Origin of the sequence: Vibrio sp. V43_P6S15P86 (assembly GCF_009904725.1) — a bacterium.
GTDB classification, from domain to species: Bacteria; Pseudomonadota; Gammaproteobacteria; order Enterobacterales; family Vibrionaceae; genus Vibrio; species Vibrio diabolicus.
This window is the reverse complement of record NZ_WXWT01000044.1, coordinates 1-9,069: the sequence shown is the minus strand read 5'-3', so window position 1 is coordinate 9,069 and position 9,069 is coordinate 1. Positions and strand designations below refer to the sequence as shown.

Annotated in this window: 7 protein-coding genes; 6 read left to right on the top strand and 1 reads right to left on the bottom strand. The window is 45.5% G+C overall.

All coding sequences use genetic code 11. The annotated features are described in order from the left end of the window. Positions 1-148 precede the first annotated feature (148 nt). The gene (locus CAG69_RS02110) at positions 149-2,515 is read right to left on the bottom strand and encodes an EAL domain-containing protein (RefSeq protein WP_161442520.1); all 2,367 of its coding nucleotides are present in this window, start codon (positions 2,513-2,515) and stop codon (positions 149-151) included. Between the two features lie 472 nt (positions 2,516-2,987). Here CAG69_RS02110 and rbsD point away from each other — a divergent pair, with 472 nt between their 5' ends. From rbsD to CAG69_RS02080, 6 genes are all read left to right on the top strand, one after another. Next, a complete protein-coding gene (gene rbsD, locus CAG69_RS02105; protein WP_005397153.1) occupies positions 2,988-3,407 on the top strand; it encodes a D-ribose pyranase in 420 nt (139 codons plus the stop codon). 23 nt (positions 3,408-3,430) lie between these two features. Beyond that, on the top strand, positions 3,431-4,936 hold the full coding sequence (gene rbsA, locus CAG69_RS02100; RefSeq protein ID WP_161442518.1) for a ribose ABC transporter ATP-binding protein RbsA: 1,506 nt from the start codon (positions 3,431-3,433) through the stop codon (positions 4,934-4,936). Then, the gene (gene rbsC / locus CAG69_RS02095) at positions 4,933-5,916 is read left to right on the top strand and encodes a ribose ABC transporter permease (protein ID WP_006741011.1); all 984 of its coding nucleotides are present in this window, start codon (positions 4,933-4,935) and stop codon (positions 5,914-5,916) included. Before rbsA ends, rbsC begins: the two co-directional genes overlap by 4 nt. A 77-nt stretch (positions 5,917-5,993) precedes the next feature. Further along, on the top strand, positions 5,994-6,872 hold the full coding sequence (gene rbsB, locus CAG69_RS02090) for a ribose ABC transporter substrate-binding protein RbsB (RefSeq protein ID WP_005397160.1): 879 nt from the start codon (positions 5,994-5,996) through the stop codon (positions 6,870-6,872). 225 nt (positions 6,873-7,097) lie between these two features. After that, a complete protein-coding gene (gene rbsK / locus CAG69_RS02085; RefSeq protein ID WP_161442516.1) occupies positions 7,098-8,015 on the top strand; it encodes a ribokinase in 918 nt (305 codons plus the stop codon). A 33-nt stretch (positions 8,016-8,048) separates the two neighbouring features. Continuing rightward, a partial coding sequence (locus CAG69_RS02080; protein WP_161442513.1) for a substrate-binding domain-containing protein occupies positions 8,049-9,069 on the top strand: 1,021 nt, incomplete at its 3' end.

The following is a 9,069-nucleotide window of genomic DNA, read 5'->3' as shown; positions in this document are numbered from 1 at the left end:
TAACTGAGAGATTTCATCGAAAAATAATAATACCAAAAATTAACGTACGGACTTATGTGGTTGCTTATATTATTGAAACTAAGGGTAAAGTCTTGTTTCTATATTATATAAGTACAGCAGCCACATACATGGCTTCTGTACTTAATCTTTAATAAGATGTCCCTTGAACAGTAATCGAACCTACTATGGAACCATCGAAGCGGCTATCGTCATTTGCGGATTGCCACCACAAATTCAGTTGTTCCTTACTCATTGGCTTACCAAATAAATAGCCTTGCATATAGTCACAGCGGTAGGCCGATAACCATTCATGCATCACATTGTGCTCAATACCTTCTGCGGTGACCGTTTTATTTTGAGCGTGGCATAGATCGATGATGGGTTTTATTACATGACCGTTGTTGGTTTTCATCAATGTAACGAGGAACTCTCGGTCAAACTTGATCTTTTGAACTGGATATTGAACAAGTTGAGTCAGCGATGTATAGCCAGAGCCAAAGTCATCAATGGCGAGACGATAGCCACGCTTCGACAGCTCATCAAGTAATGCTGTACCTTGTTGTTCTGCGGCAAAGGTTTCTGTTATTTCTAACTCAATACATTCTGGCTTCACACCGTTTTTGCTTGCTTGGTCATGAATATAATTCGCCATTTCGATGGAGTTAAGTTCTGCTGAAGAGAGGTTGATCGAAAGGACAATGTCTTTGCCAAAAATATTTCTTAATTGGTGATATTCCGCTGTCGCGTTGGCGAAAACCCAGCGATCAATTTTATCAAATAAGCCCGCCTGTTCCGCGATTGGGATAAACTCTTTCGGAGGCACGGGACCAATGCCTTCCGCTTCCCAGCGCAATAATACCTCTAGTCCTTCAATCTCGTTGTCCCGATTATTCATATAGGGTTGAAAAACGAGATGGAACTCTTCTTCCACGTTGCTTTTTCTGAGCGCTCGCTCAAGCTGACTGCGTCTTTGAGACTCAACATTGAGAGCTGCTGAGTAATAAGCGTACTGGTTTTTCCCGGCTCGTTTGGCTTGATACATTGCCGCATCGGCACTGGAGAGTAATTTCGCGACGTCTGTACCGTCTTGAGGGTACTGAGCGATACCTACGCTTGCAGTCACGGGGAATGAATTACTCCAAGATGGACTGAGATTGCTAATCGGTTTTAGCAACTCTGAGGCCAGCAAGTCAGGTAGGCGTTGTGAATCCTGATTTGAGCTCAATAAAATAGCAAATTCGTCACCAGACAATCGTGCCGCAAAACAGGGACTATCGTAGTCGTGCGAGAATTTTTGACAGACATTTTTGATGTGTGATGAAAACACCTTTAATAAGTTGTCTCCCAGTTCATGCCCGTATTTGTCATTAACGTACTTAAAGTTATCGAGATCGACATAAATGACCCACAAATGCTGCGAAGGGGAGACGAGTTCACGAGTTGCAAGTTCATGGAAACGATGGCGATTAGCGAGTTGCGTTAGGTGATCCGTTTCAGCCAGGCGTTTTGTCTTCTTATATATGACGTTGAGCTCTTCATACATATCAAAAAAGCGTGAGGATAAGCGTCCTATTTCATCGTTTGTTTCTAGCTTTTCAATGTTGCCGCGTTGATTTGTTTCCAGCTCTTGTAGCTGTTTATCGAGGCGAGAAACGGGGTGTAATACATAACGATACAAAACCAAAACAATTAAGGTGATGGTGCAAAACGCCGCCACACCAAAGGAAAGGGCCAGTTCTAGCCACACTTTATCGACTTTATTCCACATCAAATATTCAGCGGGGGAGAGTACCGCATAAAAGTGTGGCAATAGTTCAATCGTCTGAGCGAGAGGAATATCGAGATAAATAGGCTTGTCGGCAAAAGTTATCACACTATGCGTGTCGAACTCGATTTCGTGCTTGATCTCATTGAAGGCTTCGAGCGATACCGATACCACCACGAAAAAGACATTTTGCGGATCAAAACTTAGAGGTTGTGTCCCTGTTCGTTTGTCGATGAGTTCGTATTGCAGAAGAATACTTTGCCCGCTGGAATTGTAAATAAAGCCAGTATGGTTAAACGCTTCTCTCGTACTAAAGCTTCGCGAGATGTAATCCAATACCTTAGGGTCGACTACACCTGATGATTCGTAGTATTTATTTTCTGTGTAATAAAGAAGGTTTTGTTTCCCGTCGAGAATCGCCATGCTTGCATCGCCTGTATAGCCATGGCTTAACACATCTGCGGTTTCATCGAGTCGGTTAAATAACACGCGCTCACGATACGGATTGCTATGATTCACCAAGTAGTCTTGCAATACATCACTTTTGCTTAATGTGTATGCATAACTATTGAGGAATATGTTGGCTTGTCGGAACTGCCCTGCGAGCTTTTCCATTTGCAATTGGATATAGCTATCTTCTCGCTTGATGAGCGTTACTTTTTGAATGCTGTAAATAATATAACTTGATACCAGCGCGCTTAATAAGATCACTGGCGCGACAAGCAAGATGACTCGATTGCTTAACTTCATTATGGTTTTGTGTTTCCGTTTGTGTCCCTACAAACGTCGCATACCATATAAGGTACTGAACGGATGATGTGTTTTGCAAATTGTAACCAGATTGTAAGGTGAGCGTTCTCCAAAATCAGACAACCATCCAAGAACTGTGATGATGTGTAAGGTTTCCATCTCTTTAACTAGAGTGTTTCTCAGTAATGGGACGTATCTCTTCTTCAACTGTCTTTAAAAGCCTCACTTCAAGTGTCGATTAAACTAGCCATCGAAACGTTTCGATGACAAAGTGTGACTCATGTACCTTTTTACTATTCGATGACCCGTTAATTACGGATCATTCTCACACCTTATCAATCTCACTCTGGTCAAATTACCACAACGAATTATTATTTCATCGAAACGTTTCGATGAGTTTTCTGTTAATAACGAAAACACTTTAAAACAGGCGCTCATGGTTGTATGAACGTGTAACCGAAAGGTCGATGAGATGAAAAAAAGTACCCTAATTAACTCAGATATTTCTTACTTGGTGGCGACGCTAGGCCACACCGATGAGATCACGATATGTGACGCTGGCCTTCCAATCCCTGAGCATGTACAGCGAATTGATTTGGCGCTAACGCATGGCGTACCAAGTTTTCTTGATACTGTTCGCGTGATTCTATCTGAGTCGCAAATCGAAGGGGTCATCATTGCGGAAGAGTTTTCTGATGTAAGCCCAGTTTTGCATCAAGCATTGCTTAACGAACTGAGCAAAGAGAGCGAAGAAACGGGTAAATCTATCGAGATCAGCTACGTGTCACATGAAGCATTTAAAGCACGCACGGCACAAAGCCGCGCTGTCGTTCGAACTGGCGAATGCTCGCCATACGCGAACGTTATCTTTCAAGCGGGCGTGGTTTTTTAAGCCAGAGATATTGAGGACAGATTATGACTCAAGCCATTCTACAACTGAGCGACATTGAGAAAGCGTTCCCGGGCGTAAAAGCACTGGACAAAGCGAGCCTGAATGTTTACCCAGGCCGTGTCATGGCGCTCATGGGAGAAAATGGAGCAGGCAAGTCAACCTTGATGAAGGTGCTGACGGGCATCTATCATATGGATGCGGGTAGCATCCAATATCAAGGCCAACCTGCCGCGTTTAAAGGGCCGCGTGACTCACAGGAAGCGGGTATCAGCATTATTCACCAAGAATTGAACTTGATCCCTGAACTAACGATTGCTGAAAACATCTATCTAGGTCGTGAATTTACCGGCACGATGGGGCGTATTCAGTGGGGCAAGATGTATGAAGAAGCAGACAAGTTGCTTCAACGCCTTAACGTAAAGCACTCATCGAAAACGTTGCTTGGTGATTTGAGCCTTGGTGAGCAACAAATGGTGGAGATCGCGAAAGCGCTTTCGTTTGAATCGAAAGTCATCATTATGGATGAGCCAACTGACGCGCTGACTGATACCGAGACGGAGTCACTATTTAAAGTGATCAACGAGCTTCGAGAGCAGGGCTGCGGCATCGTTTACATCTCACACCGTCTTAAAGAAATCTTTGAAATCTGTGACGATATTACGGTGCTTCGTGACGGTAAATTTATCGGTGAGTGCAAGGTGTCCGACACTGATGAAGACGGCCTGATCGAAATGATGGTTGGTCGTAAGTTAGAAGAGCAATACCCACGTATTGATGTACAACATGGCGAAACTTGCCTTGAAGTGATTGGCCTGACCGGATCTGGCGTTCACGATGTGAGCTTCACGCTGAAACGCGGTGAGATTTTGGGTATTTCTGGTTTGATGGGGGCTGGCCGCACCGAACTGATGAAAGTGATTTACGGCGCGTTGCCAAGTGAACATGGTGTTATCAACCTCGATAACAAAACCATTAACCCGGTTAGCCCACAAGATGGCTTAGCAAATGGCATCGCTTATATCTCTGAAGACCGCAAAGGCGATGGCTTGGTGTTAGGTCTCTCGGTTAAGGAGAACATGTCACTTTGTTCTCTCAACCAGTTGACTAAAGGCTTCCAAATCCAACATAGCGACGAAGTGATTGCCGTGGAAGATTTTATCAAGCTATTTAATATCAAAACCCCTACGCGCGACCAAATCATTGGTAACTTATCCGGCGGTAACCAGCAAAAAGTGGCGATCGCGAAAGGGTTAATGACCAAACCTAAAGTTCTGATTCTCGATGAGCCAACACGTGGCGTCGATGTCGGTGCGAAAAAAGAAATTTATCAACTCATCAACAAGTTCAAAGCCGAAGGCATGAGCATCATCTTGGTGTCTTCCGAGATGCCAGAAGTGCTCGGTATGAGTGACCGCATTCTGGTTATGCATGAAGGTCGTATTACTGGCGAATTCGATGCGAAAGACGCCGATCAAGAAAAATTACTCGCCTGTGCCGTAGGCAAAAAGATCAATGAGGAAGCAGCATGAGTACTAATACCATGAGCAAACCAACCGAAGCTAGCAACAAGAAGTTGTTCACAAAAGAGTGGTTGATTGAGCAAAAATCACTGATAGCACTGATTTTTTTGATTGTTGTTGTGTCATTTTTGAACCCGAACTTCTTTACGGTCGACAACATTCTCAACATTCTTCGTCAAACCTCAGTGAATGCCATTATCGCGGTAGGTATGACACTGGTTATTTTAACCGCAGGCATCGACTTGAGTGTTGGTTCCGTACTGGCGCTATGTGGTGCCTTTGCGGCAAGCATGATTGCGCTTGAAGTCCCGGTGCTGGTGGCGGTTCCGACTGCTTTAGTCGCAGGTGCAGCGTTAGGTGCAATTAGCGGCATCATCATTGCGAAGGGCAAAGTACAGGCCTTTATCGCTACGCTGGTTACCATGACGTTACTACGCGGTGTGACTATGGTGTACACCGAAGGTCGTCCAATCTCGACAGGTTTTACTGACACAGCTGACGCGTTTGCATGGTTTGGTACCGGCTACGCGCTAGGTATTCCAGTACCTGTTTGGTTGATGGTAGTTGTATTCGCTGCGGCTTGGTACCTACTTAACCACACTCGCTTTGGTCGCTACGTTTATGCACTAGGTGGCAACGAATCAGCGACTCGTCTATCTGGTATCAATGTAGACCGAGTGAAGATTGGTGTGTACGCCATCTGCGGTATGCTGGCAGCGCTTGCAGGCATCATCGTGACTTCTCGTCTGTCTTCGGCGCAGCCAACAGCGGGTATGGGTTACGAGTTAGATGCGATTGCTGCGGTTGTACTTGGCGGTACCAGCTTGATGGGCGGTAAAGGCCGCATCATGGGTACGCTAATTGGTGCGCTGATCATCGGTTTCTTAAACAACGCTCTTAACCTACTAGACGTTTCCTCTTACTACCAAATGATTGCCAAAGCAGTGGTTATCTTGCTCGCAGTACTGGTAGACAACAAAAACAAATAATCCATAACCATTAAATCCTGAATACAAACCGAGCCAGTGGGCGTGTGCTGGCTCACCCTACACAAAGGACTAGAACGATGAAAAAACTTGCAACTCTTATCTCTGCTGCACTTCTTTCTTCCACTGTATCAGTAGCGGCACAAGCCCAAGATACGATGGCGATTGTGGTTTCGACGCTAAACAACCCGTTCTTCGTAACGATGAAAGACGGTGCGGAAGCTAAAGCGAAAGAATTGGGGTACGACTTAATTGTACTGGACTCGCAAAATGACCCGAGCAAAGAACTGTCGAACATCGAGGATTTAAGTATTCGCGGCGTAAAAGCAATTCTTATCAACCCAACGGATTCTGATGCTGTGTCTAATGCGATTCGTATGGCGAACCGTTCTAAGATCCCTGTATTGACACTAGACCGTGGCGCAAGCCGTGGTGAAGTCGTGAGCCACATCGCGTCCGACAACGTGATCGGTGGTGAAATGGCAGGCCACTACATCATGGAAAAAGTTGGCGAAAAAGCAAAAGTAATTCAGCTTGAAGGTATTGCGGGCACATCGGCGGCGCGCGAGCGTGGTGAAGGTTTCATGAATGCCGTGAAGGGCAGCGATATGGATCTTCTTGCCAGCCAGCCAGCAGACTTTGACCGTACTAAAGGCCTAAACGTGATGGAAAACCTACTCGCGGCTAACCCTGATGTGCAAGCGGTGTTCGCACAGAATGATGAAATGGCGCTAGGTGCACTTCGCGCAGTTCAAGCATCTGGCAAAGACGTCGTTATCGTTGGTTTTGATGGCACGGAAGACGGCATTGCGGCAGTTAACCGTGGCAAACTAGCAGCAACCATCGCGCAGCAGCCAGATCTTATCGGTGCTTTAGGTGTTGAAACGGCTGACAAAGTCTTGAAAGGTGAAAAAGTAGAAGAATACATTCCGGTACCACTAAAAGTAGTGACTAAATAAGTTTGACGTTCAATAAAGCGTCCTAATTTTTGCTCTCTCCTCCGTTTATATCTGTCGTTTAGGAGGAGAGGGCAAACATACCAAAGAGACTTAAAAATGCAGGGTATAGATGCCTTTGACTTTTTATCGTGACTCCTTCGTTAGGAAGAGAAGTTAAAGTCATCTAATGTATTTTCCAAAATAGTTTTTCAAAAAAAGGGTTCATTCAGAACCGAGGATAACCGTATGAATAAGTTAGTGGTGTTAGGTAGTGTAAACGCTGACCATGTTCTTCAAGTGCCTTCTTTCCCTCGCCCTGGCGAAACGCTACATGGTCGCAACTATCAAGTTATCCCAGGTGGCAAAGGTGCCAACCAAGCTGTTGCTGCAGCTCGACTCAAGGCTGATATTGGCTTTATTGCTTGTGTAGGCGATGACTCGTTCGGCATCAATATTCGTGAAAACTTCAATATGGACGGCATCGACATCACAGGTGTGAAGATGCAACCAAACTGCCCAACTGGCATTGCGATGATTCAAGTGTCGGATAGTGGTGAAAACAGCATTTGTATTTCAGCAGAAGCGAATGCCAAATTGACAGCAGAAGCGATTGAGCCAGATTTAGAACGCATTCGCCAAGCGGATTACCTGCTGATGCAATTAGAAACGCCGATGTGCGGCATTGAGAAAGCCGCGCGAATCGCGAAAGATGCCAAAACCAATGTCATTCTGAACCCAGCGCCAGCTCGTGAACTGTCAGACGAACTGCTTGCTTGTATTGATGTCATTACACCAAATGAAACCGAAGCTGAAGTCCTGACGGGGGTAACGGTAACGGATAATGACAGCGCGCAAGAAGCGGCGAATGTGCTTCATAGCAAAGGTATCGAAATTGTCATGATCACACTCGGTGCGAAAGGTGTTTGGTTAAGTCAAAATGGTAGAGGTGAGCTCATCCCGGGGTTCCGTGTTGACGCGACCGATACCACCGCAGCAGGGGATACGTTTAATGGGGCATTCGTCACTGGCCTGTTAGAGGATTTACCTTTAGAATCAGCAATTAAGTTTGCACATGCGGCGGCTGCAATTTCTGTGACCCGCTTTGGCGCGCAGACGTCGATCCCAACTCGCGAAGAGGTGGACGCGTTTCTCGCTGCACAATAGGGCTTAAACGCCTCATCAATTAGGAGTAATAACATGGCGACGATGAAAGACATCGCAAAACTGGCAGGGGTTTCCACTTCAACAGTGAGCCATGTTATTAACAAGACGCGTTTTGTGAGTGAAGAGATCTCCGAACGCGTCAATAATGCCGCAAAAGAACTCAACTACTATGCGCCATCAGCTTTGGCGCGTAGCCTCAAAGTCAATCGTACCAAAACCATTGGTATGCTAGTGACAACTTCAACCAACCCATTCTTTGGCGAAGTCGTAAAAGGCGTCGAACGCAGTTGCTATCACAAAGGCTATAGTCTCATTCTATGTAACACCGAAGGTGACAACGAACGCATGCGCCAGTCCATTAATACGCTTTTGCAAAAGCGTGTCGATGGTTTGATCTTGATGTGCTCCTCGCTAGAAGGGGAGCGTATCGATGTATTTGAGCGTTATCCTGATATCCCTGTCGTGGTGATGGATTGGGGGCCGATGCTGTTTACGAGCGATAAAATTCAAGATAACTCGCTTCGTGGCGGTTACCTAGCGGCGAAATACCTGATTGATTGTGGCCACACAGAAATAGGATGTATCACTGGCCCTTTGATTAAACACCAAGCGCAAATGCGATACGAAGGTTACAAACGTGCGATGAACGAAGCAGGCTTGGAATTTAATGCCAACTGGATCATTGAATCGGACTTCGAATGTGAAGGCGGATATCAAGCATTTATGAAAATGGCGCAGCGAGGCATCTTACCCAGCTCGATTTTCGTTTCCAATGATATGATGGCGATGGGTGTGATTAACGCCGCAAATGAGCTCAATATTAAAGTCCCGGAACAGATTTCAATCATCGGTTACGATGACATACATATCGCGAAGTTCATGTCGCCATCACTCACCACAATTCACCAGCCTAAATACCGTCTTGGGCAAGCTGCCGTGGAAACGCTTGTCCGAAAACTGGATGATAAATCAACAGAAGCGCAAGTCGTGCAATTAGAACCTACCTTAGTTGAACGAAAAAGTGTCAAGATATTAAAGTCAAGCAGCACTAGAT